11 protein-coding genes are annotated in these 16,162 nt (G+C 62.2%); 5 read left to right on the plus strand and 6 right to left on the minus strand.

Going from position 1 to position 16,162, the window contains the following annotated elements:
• Positions 1 to 254: 254 nt before the first annotated feature.
• Positions 255 to 2,855 carry a bifunctional aconitate hydratase 2/2-methylisocitrate dehydratase gene (gene acnB / locus QNH97_RS15940; protein WP_283557497.1) on the plus strand — a complete coding sequence of 867 codons (2,601 nt, stop codon included), beginning with the start codon at positions 255 to 257 and terminating at the stop codon, positions 2,853 to 2,855.
• 257 nt (positions 2,856 to 3,112) lie between these two features.
• On the opposite strand, the gene QNH97_RS15945 is transcribed toward acnB, so the two are convergent.
• Positions 3,113 to 4,393 (minus strand): serine/threonine transporter, encoded by a 1,281-nt coding sequence (locus tag QNH97_RS15945; RefSeq protein ID WP_283552867.1) that lies wholly within the window; start codon positions 4,391 to 4,393, stop codon positions 3,113 to 3,115.
• 314 nt (positions 4,394 to 4,707) lie between these two features.
• Between QNH97_RS15945 and QNH97_RS15950 the strand changes: the two genes are divergently transcribed.
• Positions 4,708 to 5,661: a 2-hydroxyacid dehydrogenase gene (locus QNH97_RS15950; protein ID WP_283552868.1), complete on the plus strand. Its 954-nt coding sequence runs from the start codon at positions 4,708 to 4,710 to the stop codon at positions 5,659 to 5,661.
• Here the strand turns inward: QNH97_RS15950 and tssA are convergent.
• From tssA to QNH97_RS15975, 5 genes are read right to left on the minus strand one after another with little or no spacing between them, the layout of a single operon-like run.
• Positions 5,658 to 6,737, minus strand: coding sequence for a type VI secretion system protein TssA (gene tssA / locus QNH97_RS15955; protein ID WP_283552869.1), 1,080 nt, complete (start codon positions 6,735 to 6,737; stop codon positions 5,658 to 5,660). The two genes, QNH97_RS15950 and tssA, sit on opposite strands and share 4 nt — an antisense overlap.
• Positions 6,734 to 10,546 carry a type VI secretion system protein gene (locus QNH97_RS15960; RefSeq protein ID WP_283552870.1) on the minus strand — a complete coding sequence of 1,271 codons (3,813 nt, stop codon included), beginning with the start codon at positions 10,544 to 10,546 and terminating at the stop codon, positions 6,734 to 6,736. Before QNH97_RS15960 ends, tssA begins: the two co-directional genes overlap by 4 nt.
• Positions 10,543 to 11,304, minus strand: a complete 762-nt coding sequence (locus QNH97_RS15965; protein ID WP_283552871.1) for a DotU family type IV/VI secretion system protein — start codon at positions 11,302 to 11,304, stop codon at positions 10,543 to 10,545. Before QNH97_RS15965 ends, QNH97_RS15960 begins: the two co-directional genes overlap by 4 nt.
• An 18-nt stretch (positions 11,305 to 11,322) precedes the next feature.
• The gene (gene tssK / locus QNH97_RS15970; RefSeq protein ID WP_283552872.1) at positions 11,323 to 12,654 is read right to left on the minus strand and encodes a type VI secretion system baseplate subunit TssK; all 1,332 of its coding nucleotides are present in this window, start codon (positions 12,652 to 12,654) and stop codon (positions 11,323 to 11,325) included.
• 51 nt (positions 12,655 to 12,705) lie between these two features.
• Positions 12,706 to 13,170 (minus strand): type VI secretion protein, encoded by a 465-nt coding sequence (locus QNH97_RS15975; RefSeq protein WP_283552873.1) that lies wholly within the window; start codon positions 13,168 to 13,170, stop codon positions 12,706 to 12,708.
• Positions 13,171 to 13,394: 224 nt separating this feature from the next.
• On the opposite strand from QNH97_RS15975, the gene tssB reads away from it, so the two are divergent.
• From tssB to QNH97_RS15990, 3 genes are all read left to right on the plus strand, one after another.
• Positions 13,395 to 13,955, plus strand: coding sequence for a type VI secretion system contractile sheath small subunit (gene tssB, locus QNH97_RS15980; protein ID WP_025213243.1), 561 nt, complete (start codon positions 13,395 to 13,397; stop codon positions 13,953 to 13,955).
• A gap of 30 nt (positions 13,956 to 13,985) precedes the next feature.
• On the plus strand, positions 13,986 to 15,467 hold the full coding sequence (gene tssC, locus QNH97_RS15985; protein WP_283552874.1) for a type VI secretion system contractile sheath large subunit: 1,482 nt from the start codon (positions 13,986 to 13,988) through the stop codon (positions 15,465 to 15,467).
• A gap of 194 nt (positions 15,468 to 15,661) precedes the next feature.
• Positions 15,662 to 16,159 (plus strand): Hcp family type VI secretion system effector, encoded by a 498-nt coding sequence (locus tag QNH97_RS15990; protein WP_025213241.1) that lies wholly within the window; start codon positions 15,662 to 15,664, stop codon positions 16,157 to 16,159.
• Positions 16,160 to 16,162 lie beyond the last annotated feature (3 nt).

Below are 16,162 nucleotides of genomic sequence, written 5' to 3' on the forward strand. Positions count from 1 at the left end.
GTTTTCAAAGCGTCACGAGCACAGTCGTTCCTTCAGAGCGGTGTTGGCGAAGGGTCTTTCCAGCGGGGAAAGCCCAACGCCAACCCTCATCAGCTCCCCGTTCTGCAGGCGTAAAACTTTGAAAGCAGCTTCTGTGAGGAACCCCGGAAACTCTGGCCTGGTGGCTCAAAAAGCCACCGACGCGCATGAGTACCGTGGGTTTCTGGATGAGCGTCCCGGACACCCATTTGGGACCACTGATGAGGGTAATAACTGTGCTTGAAGCCTACCGCAAACATATCGAAGAGCGTGCAGCACTGGGTATCGTTCCCCAGCCGCTTAACGCCGAACAAACCGCAGGCCTGATCGAGCTGCTGAAAAATCCTCCGGCTGGCGAAGAAGCTTTCCTCGTTGACCTGATCACCAATCGCGTTCCGCCTGGAGTCGACGAAGCCGCCTACGTCAAGGCCGGTTTCCTGTCCGCCCTGGCCAAGGGCGAAGCCCAATCCCCTCTGCTGGACAAGAAGCGCGCCGTTGAACTGCTCGGCACCATGCAGGGCGGCTACAACATCGTGACCCTGGTGGAATTGCTGGACGACGCCGAGCTGGCGCCGGTAGCAGCCAAGGAACTCAAGCACACCCTGCTGATGTTCGATGCCTTCCACGACGTGGCTGAAAAAGCCAAGAACGGCAACGTTCACGCCAAGGCCGTGTTGCAATCCTGGGCCGACGGCGAGTGGTTCAAGAATCGCCCTGTGCTGGCCGACAAGATCAGCCTGCGGGTATTCAAAGTCACCGGCGAAACCAACACCGACGACCTGTCCCCTGCCCCTGATGCCTGGTCCCGCCCGGACATCCCGCTGCACGCCCTGGCCATGCTGAAAATGGCCCGCGACGGTATCGTGCCTGATGAACAAGGCAAGACCGGGCCGATGAAGCAGATCGAAGAGATGCGTGGCCAAGGCTTCCCGATCGCCTACGTCGGTGACGTAGTCGGTACTGGTTCGTCGCGTAAATCGGCGACCAACTCGGTGCTGTGGTTCTTCGGCGACGACGTTCCTTTCGTTCCGAACAAGCGCGCCGGCGGTTTCTGCTTCGGCAGCAAGATCGCCCCGATTTTCTACAACACCATGGAAGACGCCGGCGCCCTGCCGATCGAATTCGATGTGTCCAACATGCACATGGGCGACGTGATCGACCTGTACCCGCATGCTGGCAAAGTCTGCAAGCACGGTACCGATGAAGTCCTGACCACTTTCGAAATGAAGACCCCGGTCCTGTTGGACGAAGTCCGTGCCGGCGGCCGTATCCCACTGATCATTGGCCGTGGCCTGACCGAGAAGGCTCGCGCCGAACTGGGCCTGCCAGCGTTCGACCTGTTCAAGAAACCGGATGCCCCGATCGAAAGCACCAAGGGTTTCACCCTGGCGCAGAAAATGGTCGGTAAGGCCTGCGGTGTAGCGGGTGTGCGTCCAGGCACCTACTGCGAGCCGAAGATGACTACCGTCGGTTCCCAGGACACCACGGGGCCGATGACCCGTGATGAACTGAAAGACCTGGCATGCCTGGGCTTCTCGGCCGATCTGGTGATGCAGTCGTTCTGCCACACCGCGGCTTATCCAAAGCCGATCGACGTGACCACCCACCACACCCTGCCTGACTTCATCATGACCCGCGGCGGCGTTTCCCTGCGTCCGGGCGACGGCATCATCCACAGCTGGCTGAACCGCATGCTGCTGCCGGACACCGTCGGTACCGGTGGCGACTCCCATACCCGTTTCCCAATGGGCATTTCGTTCCCTGCCGGTTCCGGTCTGGTCGCGTTCGCTGCAGCCACTGGCGTCATGCCGCTGGACATGCCGGAATCGATCCTGGTGCGCTTCAAAGGCAAGATGCAACCGGGTGTCACCCTCCGTGACCTGGTTCACGCCATTCCTTACTTCGCGATTCAGGCTGGCTTGCTGACTGTCGAGAAGAAAGGCAAGAAGAACGCCTTCTCCGGCCGCATTCTGGAAATCGAAGGCCTGGACAACCTGAGCATCGAACAGGCTTTCGAGCTGTCCGACGCCTCTGCCGAGCGTTCGGCTGCCGGTTGCACCATCAAGCTGTCGAAAGAGTCGATTACCGAATACCTGCAATCGAACATCACCCTGCTGCGCTGGATGATCGGCGAAGGCTACGGCGATGTGCGTACCCTGGAACGTCGCGCCCAAGCGATGGAAGCCTGGATCGCCAACCCTGAGCTGATGGAAGCCGATGCTGACGCCGAATACGCCGAAGTCATCGAAATCGACCTAGCCGACATCAAGGAGCCTGTGCTCTGCGCCCCGAACGACCCGGACGACGCCCGTCTGCTCTCCAGCGTAGCTGGCGAGAAGATCGACGAAGTGTTCATCGGTTCGTGCATGACCAACATCGGTCACTTCCGCGCTGCCGGCAAGTTGCTGGAGCAGGTCAAGGGCCAGTTGCCAACCCGTCTGTGGCTGTCGCCGCCGACCAAGATGGACGCTCACCAGCTCACCGAAGAGGGCTACTACGGCATCTACGGCAAGGCCGGTGCACGGATGGAAATGCCAGGCTGCTCGTTGTGCATGGGTAACCAGGCACGCGTCGAGCCGAACGCCACCGTGGTGTCGACATCGACCCGTAACTTCCCGAACCGTCTGGGTGACGGCGCGAACGTCTACCTGGCTTCGGCTGAACTGGCGTCCGTTGCATCCATCCTGGGTCGCCTGCCGACCGTCGAGGAGTACATGGAATACGCCGGCAAGATCGACAGCATGGCAGCGGACGTGTACCGCTACCTGAGCTTCGACCAGATCGCCGAGTTCCGTGAAGCAGCTGCAAACGCCAACATCCCGGTCGTCCAAGCCTAACGCTTCGACGCCCGACTAAAAACGCCGCCCTTCTTGCGAGGGGCGGCGTTTTTTTATGCCTGCTGCTTCGATGCAAACCGAGCAACCGCTATCGCGAGCAGGCTCGCTCCCACAGGAGATTGTGGTTGGATACAGGTTTGTGAACAGCCCGAAAACCATGTGGGAGCGAGCCTGCTCGCGAAGACGGCGGCACATTCAAAACCAATGCCAACTGAACCACCGCTATCGCGAGCAAGCCCGCTCCCACAAGGGGATAGTCAGGCCATCAGGGAATAGACCAATGCCGTAATCGCCACCAAGCCCACCAACGCGACAAAGACATTGGACGCCTGGCCGCGATAGCGGGCCATGGCCGGGACTTTGCGGATGGCGTACATCGGCATCAGGAACAGGATCGCCGCGATGACCGGGCCGCCCAGGGTTTCGATCATGCCCAGGATGCTCGGGTTGAGCGTGGCGACGATCCAGCACACCACCAGCATGAACGCCGCCGTCAGGCGGTCCAGGGTCTTGGCTGCCGGGCGACGACCGCTCTTGGCGATCAGGCCCTTGAGGCCTTCGCTGGCGCCGATGTAATGGCCGAGGAAGGATTTGGAGATCGCCACGAACGCAATCAACGGCGCAGCAAAGGCGATGGTCGGGTTGCTGAAATGGTTGGCCAGGTACGACAGGATCGACAGGTTCTGCGCCTTGGCCTCAGCCAGCTGCGCCGGGGACAGGGTCAGCACGCAGCTGAACACGAAAAACAGCACCATCACCACCATCAGCACGTGGGCGCGTGACAGGATCTGCGAACTGCGCGCCTCGGCGTTGGCACCGTAGCGACGCTTCTGGTCCACCGCAAACGCCGAGATGATCGGCGAGTGATTGAACGAGAACACCATCACCGGAATCGCCAGCCACAGGGTGTGCAGCAGCGCCGAAGGCTCAGGCGGCGTGGACGCCGTGGTCAGGATGCCGCCGTTCCAGTGCGGGATCAGAAACACCGCCAGGAACAGCAGCGCAACGATAAACGGATAGACCATCAGGCTCATGGCCTTGACGATCGCCTGCTCGCCGCAACGCACCACCGCCAGCAGGCCCAGGATCAGCACCAGGGACAGCACCGCCCGAGGGGGTGGCTGGATATGCAGTTGATACTCCAGGAAGCTGCCCACGGTATTGGTCAGCGCCACGCTGTAGATCAGCAGGATCGGGAAAATCGCAAAGAAGTACAGCAAGGTGATCAACGCGCCGGCCTTGAGACCGAAATGCTCTTCCACCACCTCGGTGATATCCGCGCCGTCACGACCGGACAACACGAAGCGGGTCAGCCCCCGGTGTGCATAGAACGTCATGGGGAACGCCAGCACTGCCAGGATCAGCAGCGGCCAGAAACCACCCAGGCCCGCATTGATCGGTAAAAACAGCGTGCCTGCACCGATGGCGGTGCCAAACAGACCCAACATCCAGGTGGTGTCATGGCGACTCCATTGGCCGAGGGTGGCGGGGGCTGTCGTTTCAAAGCGCTCTTCGACGCTGTTGGCCTGATCATTCATCCGGTCGGATCTCCGTTTTCCGGTCACATGCACCCGGCCGGGACGAGTCGGAAAAACCCGACAGGCAGCGCCCTGGCCGAAACAGGGGCGCGATTGTCCGGGATTAACGAGCAGAAGCAAAGACTTAGCTGAGGAGTGGTGGTGCGGATCAGAGCACTGCAGTAGAAGTTGTCGCTGCATTAACGGTGAGACCGGGCTTGCTCGCGAAAGCGACACTGAACAGCAAATGCACATAAAAAGCCTGAGCCCCCTGCCCTCGGCTCCTACAATCAGGTTGAATACTGAAATCAACCCAGCGCCCACAGGAGCACAGCATGACCGCAACCGTTCTGGTACTGGTTGAAACCGTCAATGAATACCTGCCGATTCTTGAGCGGCAGGGCTATCACCTGGAATTGGCGCCAACGCCTGCCGAACGCAAGACGGCGATTTTCGAACACGGTGAGCGGTTCAGCGCGGTGCTGACGCGGGGTCCCCTGGGGCTGACGGCTGAAGAAATTGCCGCCCTGCCCAACCTGCGGATCATCTGCGTGATCGGCGCCGGGTACGAACAGGTGGACCTGCAGGCCGCCAGTAACCGCGGCATCGCAGTGACCAACGGCGCCGGGGTCAATGCCTCATCAGTGGCCGACCATGCCATGGCGTTGCTGCTGGGGCTGGTGCGCGACATTCCCCGCTCCGATGCGGCGCTGCGCCGGGGCGAATGGCCAAGAGGCACACGTCCTTCCTTGGCCGGCAAACGCCTGGGCATATTAGGCCTGGGCGCGGTGGGCATGGCGGTTGCCAAACGGGCCGCGCTCGGCTTCGACATGAGCGTCAGCTACCATAATCGCCGGGTGCGCAACGACGTGCCCTACACCTTCTGCGCCACCCCCACCGAGCTGGCCCGGGTCTCGGACTTCCTGATCATCGCTACGCCCGGGGGCCTGGACACCCGGCAGTTGATCACCAAACAAGCCCTCGACGCCCTGGGCCCCAAAGGTTTTTTGGTGAACATTGCCCGGGCCAGCGTGGTCGCGACCAGCGACCTGATCAGCGCATTGGAACAACGACGAATCGCCGGCGCAGCCCTGGATGTGTTCGATCACGAGCCCGAAGTACCTGAGGCGCTGAAGAACCTGCCCAACGTCGTCCTCACGCCCCATGTGGCCGGCCTGTCGCCGGAAGCGACCCGCAGCACGGTGGAGCTGGTGGGCCAGAACCTCTCGGCGTTTTTTTCCGGCAAGCCGCTGCTCACGCCAGTGCCGTTACCCGATGCCTGGGACTAAAGAACCCCTAGCAACGTCCACAACCGCCGGGATTCGGCATCGGCACTGATCAGTTCGCCCAACAACTCGCTCAACGGTTTGTTGCCCCACTCCACACCGCGCCGGATCAGGTAAGGCACGGGGCTGTGGGGTTCGGTGCGGGCGAGGTAACCGGCGATGACCAGCAGCTGTCGATAGGCTTCTTCGCGGCTGGCCGGTTCTTGAAAGACTTGGGCCGATGCAGCCTGCGGCGCAGAAGTCGGCGTCACCGCAGGGGCATTTTGCACCGGCACAACAGTAGGTTGCTGCGGATTCATCGCGATGAACTCCTCTACCAAGGTCAGCAAGGCCTGTATCACGTCCTGCAAGGATCTGTAGCCCGGGGCCTGGTTGCCCAGGTAAGCGTCGCTCCAGGCTTCGAGCCGTTGCAGATGTTGCAGGCTCAACATCAAGCTGCCCTGGTGGTGCAACCAGAACGACAGCGGCGTGGAGCGAATCAGTTCGCTGAGTTTCTTTTGATCATTGCGCGCCGCTTCGGCCGAGGCCTTGGCGTTCTTGCTGTCGTTGCCCAGCACTTGCTGGCGCTGCAGACGTTGCCAGTCATCCAGGCAAAAACCGGCGAAAGCCTGGTCCCGACCGTCGAACAACGGCACCCGCGTCAGCAGCACTTCGCTGTAGCGGCGGGCCAGCCACTCCAGCGGAATCACCCGCCACGACTGGTCGCCCTCTTCGGCCTGGGGATGCAACTGCTCGGAGTAGCGTTCGCACAGGCCCGCCACCAAGGCCAGGCTGCCCGGCAAGCCTTCCAGCCCCGCCAGGTGCAACCACGCCTCCCCCAGCCAGGCACTGATCATCAAGTCCTTGCTGCGCGTGAGTAACAGCGTGGTGGCGAGTTTTTCCAGGTCCGGCCATTGGGCGCGCTTGATCGAAGACTGCCACACGCCGGTGGGCAGGCTGGTGTCGTCCTCACGGCGCAACTCGCGCAGCAGGTCATATTCCGGTTCGTAGCGCAGGTCCTGGCCGCAGGGCGATTCGACGCTGAGCGGTTCGAGCAGCTGGCTGACCCGGTCGGGCAAGGGGGATATCGACAAGCTCACAGGCCTTCCTCACGGGTGGCGATGGCGGGACTCGATGAAGTCGCCATGAACGGTGAACGGGGTGCCCGCGTCGGCAACGGCGGGATCGACAGGGGCAGCTTCGAACCCTGGCTCATCAACGACAGGCGCACGAACATCAACGTTTGCTGCGCCGTGCTGGCCTGGACCTGGGCCGTCACCGGCAATTGCAGGGTCAGCGGAAAATCGGTGTAGTCGATGTTGGGTTGGCGTTGCGTCGACACCAACGAACGCATCAGCCGTAGCAACGACCAGGGCCCCTGATACTCCCAGCCGGCTTCAAGGTCGCGCACCACCAGGTTCGGTTGCAAGGGGTCGTTGACCGGCCGCTGGTAACCATTGCGAGCCCAGCGCAAGGTCAAGCGCACGGGCTGCCCGACCATCCAGCGCAGGTTCTGCTGGGCTGCACCGGGGTAGCTGACCTGCTGGTTGCCGGCGTTCAAGCCCCAGGCAATCACTTGGTCGGCGCCACGTTCTTCCTCTCGGTCGGTACGCCAGCGCACGTCCATTTCCACACCGAGAATGCCGCTCTTGTCCCGCACGAACAGCGGCCCGAGCCACGTGCCGGCCTGTTTCAAACGGTTGAGGAAATCTTCGGCCGCCAGCCGCTCCGGTGTCTGGCTCAGCGTCAGCCCGGCCTGGGCCAAGGGCAAGCGTGTGTCGATCAACTCCAGCAGGTGCTGCACGCGCGCCGGGTCGGCATCGCTGGCCCGCACATCCTGGGAAAACGGAAAGCGTCCGGCCAGGTACTGATTGAAGTAGTTGGCCAAGTCATTCCAGGCCATTGCCGCCTGGTTCTGTTGCAGGTACAGGCAACGTTGCAAGGCGCTCTGTTGCAACGCGACCGTGCGCTGGGCCAGGTCACCACGCCCGACGGACAGGCTGGAGGTGCGCAGGATCTGCGCGCAAGACGTGGTGTCCATCTCGATGAAATCCCGGCTCACCAGTTGTTCCAACTGGGCTGCGGAACTGGCCGGGTTCTGGTTCTTGTACTTGAGCAACTCATCGTTGAGGGCCATGAACCGCGCCACCTGGTCGTGCTCCAGGCCCGACAGGTTGTCCTGCTGGACGATCAGCCATTCCAAGGCCGGCATGCGTTGCTCGGCGATCTGCAACATGGCGCCAAATTGCTGGTTCAGGTTCAGCTTCAGATCTTGGGGGTCGCTGGCGCCGTACAGCTGCAAGCCGAAGTTTTTCGAACCGTCCCAACGCTGGACATCGGCCCGCTGGCTGAACAGCGGCTGGGCATCGATTTCGTCCAGGCCGCTCTTGATCTGCGCCAATGCACGGCGATTGAGCAGGCGCTGGAAACGCACGGCCAGATCACTACGGTGCACGTCCATGAAGGCTTTTTGCAGCGCAACGGCCTGGGACGTTTGCACATTGAAGCCCATGCCCGGCAACTGCTCGTCGCTCTCATTGAGGCTTAGCCACATGGCTTGCGCCGCCGCCCCTTCAGCGGCCTGCATCAATGCGTCACGGTAATCCGGCGGGATGCGCGGCAACTCTTCGTTGGCGTAACTCTTATAGCTGGCGAAGTAGTTCAGGGCGCCACTGAAATCATCGCTGCCGTCGCCCTGTCCATTGCTGCCCGACGGATCCTTCTGCAACGCCAGTGCCACGAAATCACGCTTGAACAGGGCTTGCACCGCGCCGTCCAGCGCCGTGACATGCTCTTGCAACACCAGCAAGCCACTGCCCTGCTGCACCAGCAGATTGTCCCGGGAACCGGACTGCACGATCCACTGGTCCCTGAAGCTCTGCTGCAGCTTCGCCGCCTGGCTCTCCAGGTCCTGTTCGATATCCGGCCCCAGCAATGAACTGTGGCTGACCTTGTCCATCATCTGGGTGTAACCGGGCACCAGGTCCTGGCCCTTGCCCCGCCCCCAGGCCGAATTGGTCAGGCTGACCAGCGTCTGCAAATCATCGATCAGCGCCATCAGGTCTTCGAGTTCACTCAGGGAGTTTCCACTGCCCGCCTCCAGGCGTTGCAGATGCAGCTTGAGATAGCCGGCCTGGCGCACGAAGTTGTCCGCCAGGAAATAATGATCGAGCCAGCGCTGCATCAGGCCGGTGAAGTTATCGGAGATCACCGGGCGCGCAGCATTCAGGTCCAGTCCTTGCAGATCGGTGTTTTGCGAATCGAACAGCACGCGGTTGTAGAACCGTGCCCGACTCAAGGTGCCGGTGTTGAGGCTCAGCGACAAGGCGTTGTTACTCAGTTGCACCAGCTCGTCCAGCGGCGCCTTGGGGTTGTTCACCGCCTGGCTGAACATCTGGTTGTGCTGCTCCAGGCGCACGGCGAGCTCCACCAACTGCTTGGCCTTCACGTAGCTCTGCCATTGCGCCGGGTCTTCGCTTTCCACATTGCCGCGGCGCTCGGTGTTGCGGATGGACTTGAGTTGGTCCAGGTCCGACTCCAGCAGGTCACGCAGGGGCAGTACCCAGTGGTGCCGCGCGGTCAGGCGCAAGCCCTCCTCCAGTTGCGTGTCCACGGAGGAGAACCACGAAGTGGGAAACACCACCGAGACAAAACGCCAGCGCGGGGCTTTTTCCAGCACGTTCCAGTAGTTCTGCACATTGTGCCGGGTCAGCTCCAGTTGCGGCTCGTCAGGATCGACCGCGAGATGGTTCTTATGGGCACTGAGGACCAGTCGCGAGAGCCCCTCGGCCTCCTCCACCGAGTCGTGCCAGACCCACAACATGCCCCCTAGCCAGACCAGCCCGATTACCAGCGCCACCGCACCTGCCAGCCGATGCCAGCGCAGGCGCAAGCGCAGCAGACGCGGCACAGGCTGGGCCAGGCCACGTTCAGCCATCAGCCGTCGTGCCCACAACTGGCGGGCGAACACCGTTTGCCGCAAGCCGCTGTCGGTGGCGGCGAACCCGTCCACACTGACTGCCGGCGCCTGGCTGGCGGTGAAATACACGCCACGAAAACGCGGCGCTTCGCCTTGGGCATTGCCCTGGAACACCGGCTCCAGGAGGATCTGCAAGGCCCGCCGCAAGCCTTCGAAGCGCTCGGGCAAACCGTAAAGATCGGTGCTCAGGTGGCCCGCCAGCGCACCCATTTCAATGATCGATTGCGACAGCGCGGCGTTGACCTGATCCAGCGCCTGATCACTCCACTGCGATTGCCATGCCGCATCAGGCAGGTAAGGCGAGGACCAGCCCAATGTCGATTCCCGGGCCTCGGCGGGCAGTGCGCTGACCAGTTCCTGGAACCCGGGCAGCTCCTCCATCCCGGTGATTACTACGTACACCGGCAGGCTGAGACCAAACCGCTGCAGAAGGTCGATAAAACAACGCCGGACCTTGAGGCTCAACTCGGTGGTGTGTTCGATGTCGTCGAGCTTGCCGAACGGGACGGTCCAGATCACCGCGTCCAGCGGCCGCTTGCTGCGCAACCGCAAGATCAGCCCCAACAAACGCCACCAGTTGCCCCGCTGCCGGTTCATGCCTTCATCCGGCAGGAACAACGCCTGGGGCACCACCAGCACCGCGCCTTCGGCGTCCGACCACCAGCGCCCAAACCAGGCGGCCTTATCCGTCGGTTGCAAACGCCACTGGCTGCACAGCTGCGCGCCGTCCGTTTCATTGCCGAGCATCATCAGCCAGGGCATCTGGTAACGGTCGCGGGTGCCCTGCTCCTGTTCCATGTGGCGCACCGCGCCATAGAAACTGCGGATCGCCGCGCCACCCTGGGTCCGCAGCCACCAGATCAAGGCCGCGAGCAACAGCACCAGGACGATGGCGAGCAGCACCAGGGCGATGATGCTCAAGGGGCTCATGAGTCCTGCTCCTGGACCACTGACTCGCTCAGTTGCAGCACCGGCTCGAGTTCCGAACGAATGTCACGCCAGAAAACCTGCCCCAACCCAGTCAGCAACACCACCATCGCCAGGATCGCCAACCCCAGGCGCACCCCGTCCGGCAGCGACTGCTGCACCGGCATACGCACCGGCACCGCCGCCGAAGACATCGCCAGGCGCTCACTGACATCGCCATAATCGGGGTCGTGCTGCCAGGCAAACGTGAACAGCGCCAGACGCCATTTTTCATGCTGGACCTGACCGGGCTCGCCGCGCAGCCGGCCCTGGAAACCGAGGATCAGGCATTGCAGGTAGACATTGGCCAGGTCCCGGGTGCCGGGCATCTGCTCATCCAACAGCTTCTTGATGGCGGCAGGCAGCCGCTCGCCGGCCTGGCGACTGGAATACATGCGCGATTCGAGCGGGTGCTGCTGCCAGGCCAATTGCCCCGGCCACGGGGTGAACAACAAGATTTCGTCCACCAGCGCCACGAAGGCGTAGACCAGGGCCTTGACCTGCTCAGTGGCGGCATCGCCGACGGTGGCAAAAGCCACCCGCCACAGGCGCTGGGCACTGCGCCCGGAAAACTCCACCACCCGGTTGACCAATACCGCAGGGTCGCTGTCCTTGGGCAAGTCCTGCCATTCCTGGGACCACTTCAGCCAGGCCTGACGAAAAGCGCTGCTCAGCGGCGCCTCATGCAGACCCCGAACCGCCCCGCCACTTCCGTCAGGCATACGACTCCCCTTTTGCAATCAGGCACTTTCACCGGTTTGCGCCACGAACAACACCACTTGCCACGGACTGCTGGGCTGGGCTGATGCCGGCGCCACGATGTACAACGGTAACTGCCCGTCGAACCACTGCCCGCTGGCGGCCACCACAAACAACCGGGTGTCATCGCCCACGCTGTAGGCCACCTGTTCATTGCGGCTCATGGCCTGATGGGGCAGACCGCTCATGCGTTGTCGGCTCAACAGCGGGACGTGCGGCGCGGACGCGATAATCGCGCTGCGTAACCACTCGGCTGCGGCCTGCTCACTGGCGCCGTTGGGCATGCGCAGGCCGATCACCAGGCGTTGGCTCGGCTGGTCGTCAGGCAACTGGATCGAGAAGACCTGATCATTGCGCTCGAAGGCCAGGCTGCGATAGCCGGCACGAACCAGTTCCAAGGTGTCTTCCAGCCAATCGAGCAGCGGCTCGTAGCCGCGCTGCAACTCCAGAAAATCCAGAGGCGCGAAAGCCGGCACGCCGGCCAGTGGATCGAGGGCCGACCAGGTTCCGGCCAGCCCCAGCAGCAAGCCGTACAGCGCTTGGGGCGTCACCACCCGGGTATTCAACGCACCTTCGACCTCCGGCAAACGCGCCCACAACGCCGTCAATTGCCGGCGAATCTCCAAGGCATCGTCCTGGTTACCGGCGGCCTGGGCCTGACGCAACCGACCGGCAAGGAACAGGCATTTTTCCCGCGCCCGAGCGCACAGCCCGGCGACTCGCCGACCGAGCATCGACTCCGGCAGCAACACAGGCGTCGGTGGCGTGTAGGGCACCCGCAAAAAGCCGCCGCCTTCCTTACGGATGCGCAGCAGCGGCAGGCAGATCGAGTCGGCCTTGCTCAGTTGCGTGCACAGCCTTGGATTGGGTCGCCAGACGGTGATGGATTCGGGAAACTCGCCGCTGGTGAGGTCTGGCAGCGCATCGCGAACCACCGACTGCAGGCGGCCCTTGAGTGGCAGCAATTGTCCGGCACGCCAGAGCGGACTGATGGCCAGGTACACGGTCACGGTAGCGTCGTCGGTCTTGTTCACCGCCTCGTTGATGTCCAGCTCCAGGACAGGCCCGACACCCGCCTGCAGGTTGACCGGCAAGCCGTCCGGCAAGGTGCCTTGCAGTTGCAGCAGTCGAACTTGCCCGGCGCTGAGGGCCGAGGGGTCGACTTCCAGTTGACTGACACCCCAGAACCAGGGATTGCAGGCCCCGGCAAAATGCGCGGCCAGGGCCTCGGCGCGCAACCCTTGCAATTGAAAATGCTGGGGCAGCAACTGCATGCCCTCATGCCAGCACACCGCGTCAGGTAACAGACTCATACGACTCCCTTCGACATCCCAATGTCGCCGCGCTTGGCGGCCCGCGGTCACTCAAGGCTGGTTGTCACTGAGCTGGCCATCATTCACGAGGGTCATCTCGCGACTGTCGAACTTCAGCCAGGCCTTGCGCTGATCGTCCAGCCGAAGCCGGTGGGCTCCGGGAGTGTTATAGCTGGCGAAGACTAAAAGTCCAGCGGCGCGCCGGCCCTCCAACGGGAAGGGTTGGCGGTCGATAAATTGTCCCGGGACCAACTCCAGCCCCCACACCGACATAAGTTGACGATAGTCGCGCTGGAACTGTTCGCGCTCGGCGAACCACTGGCTGGCGGTGATACCCGACAGCTGCTTGAGCAGGTCCGGGTCATTCACGGCGATGAAATCCACGGCGATCGGCGTGTCGTCATTGGCCCGCGGCGCGACGTCCAGGGTCAGGCTGTCCAGGTCGACACTGGGGGCAAAGAACGAGCAACCGGTGAGTGCCAGGCTCAAAAAAAATCCGAAAAAAAAGACACGCAAAATGAATTTTCCTTTTCTCAGCGGTCATAAATTGTTTTTGCTTGCTTTTTTATAGACCTGTTCTAGCGTCTTGGATAGTTCGACCAGCACGGTCGAATGCACCAGGTTCGTCAAGGGAATGACAGGTTTTCTGCCCTCCATTTGCAACCTGCGGATCAGCAAGGGATTGCGATGAGCGGGACTCCCGATGCATTGCTCCCACACATGCATCGGAGTCGGCCGCCATGGCAGAAAGTACCCAGCACAAGCTCGACAGAGTCCGTCCTCCCCGCGTCCAGATCACCTACGACGTGGAAATCGGCAACGCCATCGAGAAAAAAGAATTGCCACTGGTGGTCGGCATTCTGGCCGACCTTTCGGGCAAGCCCCTGGACCCGCTGCCCAAGCTCAATGAGCGGCGCTTCACGGAAATCGATCGGGATAATTTCAATGAAGTCCTGGCCTCCATCTCCCCCCGCGCCACCCTCCAAGTGAACAACACCCTCAGCGGGGATGACAGCAAGCTCAACATCGAACTCAACTTCCGCCACATCGACGACTTCGACCCGGTCAAGGTCGTGGAGCAGGTCACACCGCTGCGTCGCTTGTTCGAGGCGCGCCAGCGCCTGCGGGACCTGTTGACCAAACTCGACGGCAACGACGACCTGGACAAGCTGCTGCGGGACGTGATCGCCAACACCGAAGGCCTGCAAGAGATCAAGTCGGCCCGCCCTCAGGACGTACCGCCAGAGCTGCCGACCGTGGCCGCCAACGATGACCCGGCCCCGACCGAACCACAGGCCTGATCGCGCTCATCACTCAAGGGAGATAAAGCCATGCCTGCTTCATCCAGCGCTCAAACCAGCGAGAGCACGACCCAGACCCTGTCCCTGCTGGACAGGATCATCGCCGAAGGCCGCATGGCCCACGACGACAGCCAGCAGGACTACGCCCGCGACATGCTGGCCGAATTTGCCACCCAGGTCCTCGACGAAGGCATGGCCATCGACAAGGACACCGTGGCGATGATCAACGACCGCATCAGCCAGATCGACCAGTTGATCAGCGCCCAGCTCAACGAAGTGCTGCACCACCCCGATCTGCAGAAACTCGAAGCCTCCTGGCGCGGCCTGCACCTGCTGGTGCAGAACACCGAAACCAGCACTCGGCTCAAATTGCGCCTGCTCAACGTGACCCAGAAAGAGCTGCAGAACGATCTGGAGAAAGCCGTCGAATTCGACCAGAGCGCGTTATTCAAGAAGATCTACGAAGAAGAATACGGCACCTTTGGCGGGCACCCGTTCAGCCTGCTGGTGGGTGACTACACCTTCGGCCGGCATCCGCAGGACATCGGCCTGCTGGAAAAACTCTCGAACGTCGCCGCCGCGGCGCACGCGCCGTTCATTGCCGCCGCCAGCCCACGGCTGTTCGACATGACCAGCTTCACCGAACTGGCAGTGCCGAGGGACCTGTCGAAGATTTTCGAGAGCCAGGAACTGATCAAGTGGCGCTCGTTCCGTGAAAGCGAAGACTCGCGTTATGTCTCCCTGGTGCTGCCGCACTTCCTGCTGCGCCTGCCCTACGGCCCGGACACGCTGCCGGTGGAAGGCATCAACTACGTCGAAGACGTCAACGGCACCGACCACAGCAAATACCTGTGGGGCAACGCCGCCTGGGCGCTGTCACAACGCATCACCGAAGCCTTCGCCAAATATGGCTGGTGCGCGGCGATTCGCGGCGCCGAGGGCGGTGGCGCGGTCGAAGGCCTGCCAGCCCATACCTTCCGCACCAGCTCCGGGGACCTGTCGCTCAAATGCCCGACCGAAGTGGCGATCACCGACCGCCGCGAAAAAGAACTCAACGACCTGGGCTTCATCGCCCTGTGCCACAAGAAAAACAGCGACGTGGCGGTGTTCTTCGGCGGCCAGACCACCAACCGGGCCAAGGTCTACAACACCAACGAGGCCAACGCCAACGCGCGGATCTCGGCGATGTTGCCGTATGTCCTCGCGGCCTCGCGTTTCGCCCATTACCTGAAGGTGATCATGCGCGACAAAGTCGGCAGCTTCATGACCCGCGACAACGTGCAGACCTACCTCAACAACTGGATCGCCGACTACGTGCTGATCAACGACAACGCACCCCAGGAGATCAAGGCGCAATACCCGTTGCGCGAAGCGCGGGTGGACGTGACGGAGGTGGCCGGCAAGCCGGGGGCCTACAAGGCAACGGTGTTCCTGCGACCGCACTTCCAGCTCGAGGAGCTGACCGCCTCGATCCGCCTGGTGGCGACGCTGCCGCCACCGGTTGCTGCCTGATTGCTCGTGGCTATGTGGCTATGTGGCTATGTGGCGAGGGAGCTTGCTCCCGCTGGGGCGCGAAGCGGCCCTGTTTTTTGGGGCTGCTGCGCAGCCCAGCGGGAGCAAGCTCCCTCGCCACAGGGTTCGGAATTCGTCTTTAACTAATCGGTATCGGGCATTGCCCCACTTGTCTTCTTCTGGAGTTCCACACAATGGATGCGATCATTCTCGACCTCGGCGGCGACATCAAGGGCGACAGTCTGCTGGAGGGTTTCACGGACAAGATCGAGGTCATGTCCTACAGCCACAACGTGGCGATGCAGGTCACCAACGACGTCAGCAACTCGGAGCGCACCTCCGGCCGGCCCCACATCGGTGAGTTCACGCTGACCAAGTTCATCGACAGCTCCACCCCCACGCTCAATGAGTATTGCTGTGCCGGCAAACCGATCCCGCAAGCCGTCATCACCATCGGCCGCAACGCCGCCGAGGGCAGCGGCAAGCTCATGCCGTTCATCATCTACACCCTGACCAACGTCGTGCTATCCAACGTCAGCGTCAGCGGCGGCACGGGCGGCAAACCCGTGGAAACCCTGTCGCTGAACTTCACCAAGATCAAATGGGAACTCACCGCCCAGAAAGACGACGGCACCAAGGAAGGCACGGCGGGCACGACCTGGGACCTGGCGGCCAACAAGATGACCAAGTGACGG

The organism is Pseudomonas sp. G2-4 (assembly GCF_030064125.1).
Taxonomy (GTDB): Bacteria; Pseudomonadota; Gammaproteobacteria; order Pseudomonadales; family Pseudomonadaceae; genus Aquipseudomonas.

Excerpts from the sequence above, each read along its gene's own strand:
- QNH97_RS15945 (WP_283552867.1), bottom strand. The coding sequence starts at position 4,393 with ATGAATGATCAGGCCAACAGCGTCGAAGAGCGCTTTGAAACGACAGCC.
- QNH97_RS15950 (WP_283552868.1), top strand. The coding sequence starts at position 4,708 with ATGACCGCAACCGTTCTGGTACTGGTTGAAACCGTCAATGAATACCTG.
- QNH97_RS15960 (WP_283552870.1), bottom strand. The coding sequence starts at position 10,546 with ATGAGCCCCTTGAGCATCATCGCCCTGGTGCTGCTCGCCATCGTCCTG.
- QNH97_RS15965 (WP_283552871.1), bottom strand. The coding sequence starts at position 11,304 with ATGCCTGACGGAAGTGGCGGGGCGGTTCGGGGTCTGCATGAGGCGCCG.
- tssK (WP_283552872.1), bottom strand. The coding sequence starts at position 12,654 with ATGAGTCTGTTACCTGACGCGGTGTGCTGGCATGAGGGCATGCAGTTG.
- tssB (WP_025213243.1), top strand. The coding sequence starts at position 13,395 with ATGGCAGAAAGTACCCAGCACAAGCTCGACAGAGTCCGTCCTCCCCGC.
- tssC (WP_283552874.1), top strand. The coding sequence starts at position 13,986 with ATGCCTGCTTCATCCAGCGCTCAAACCAGCGAGAGCACGACCCAGACC.
- QNH97_RS15990 (WP_025213241.1), top strand. The coding sequence starts at position 15,662 with ATGGATGCGATCATTCTCGACCTCGGCGGCGACATCAAGGGCGACAGT.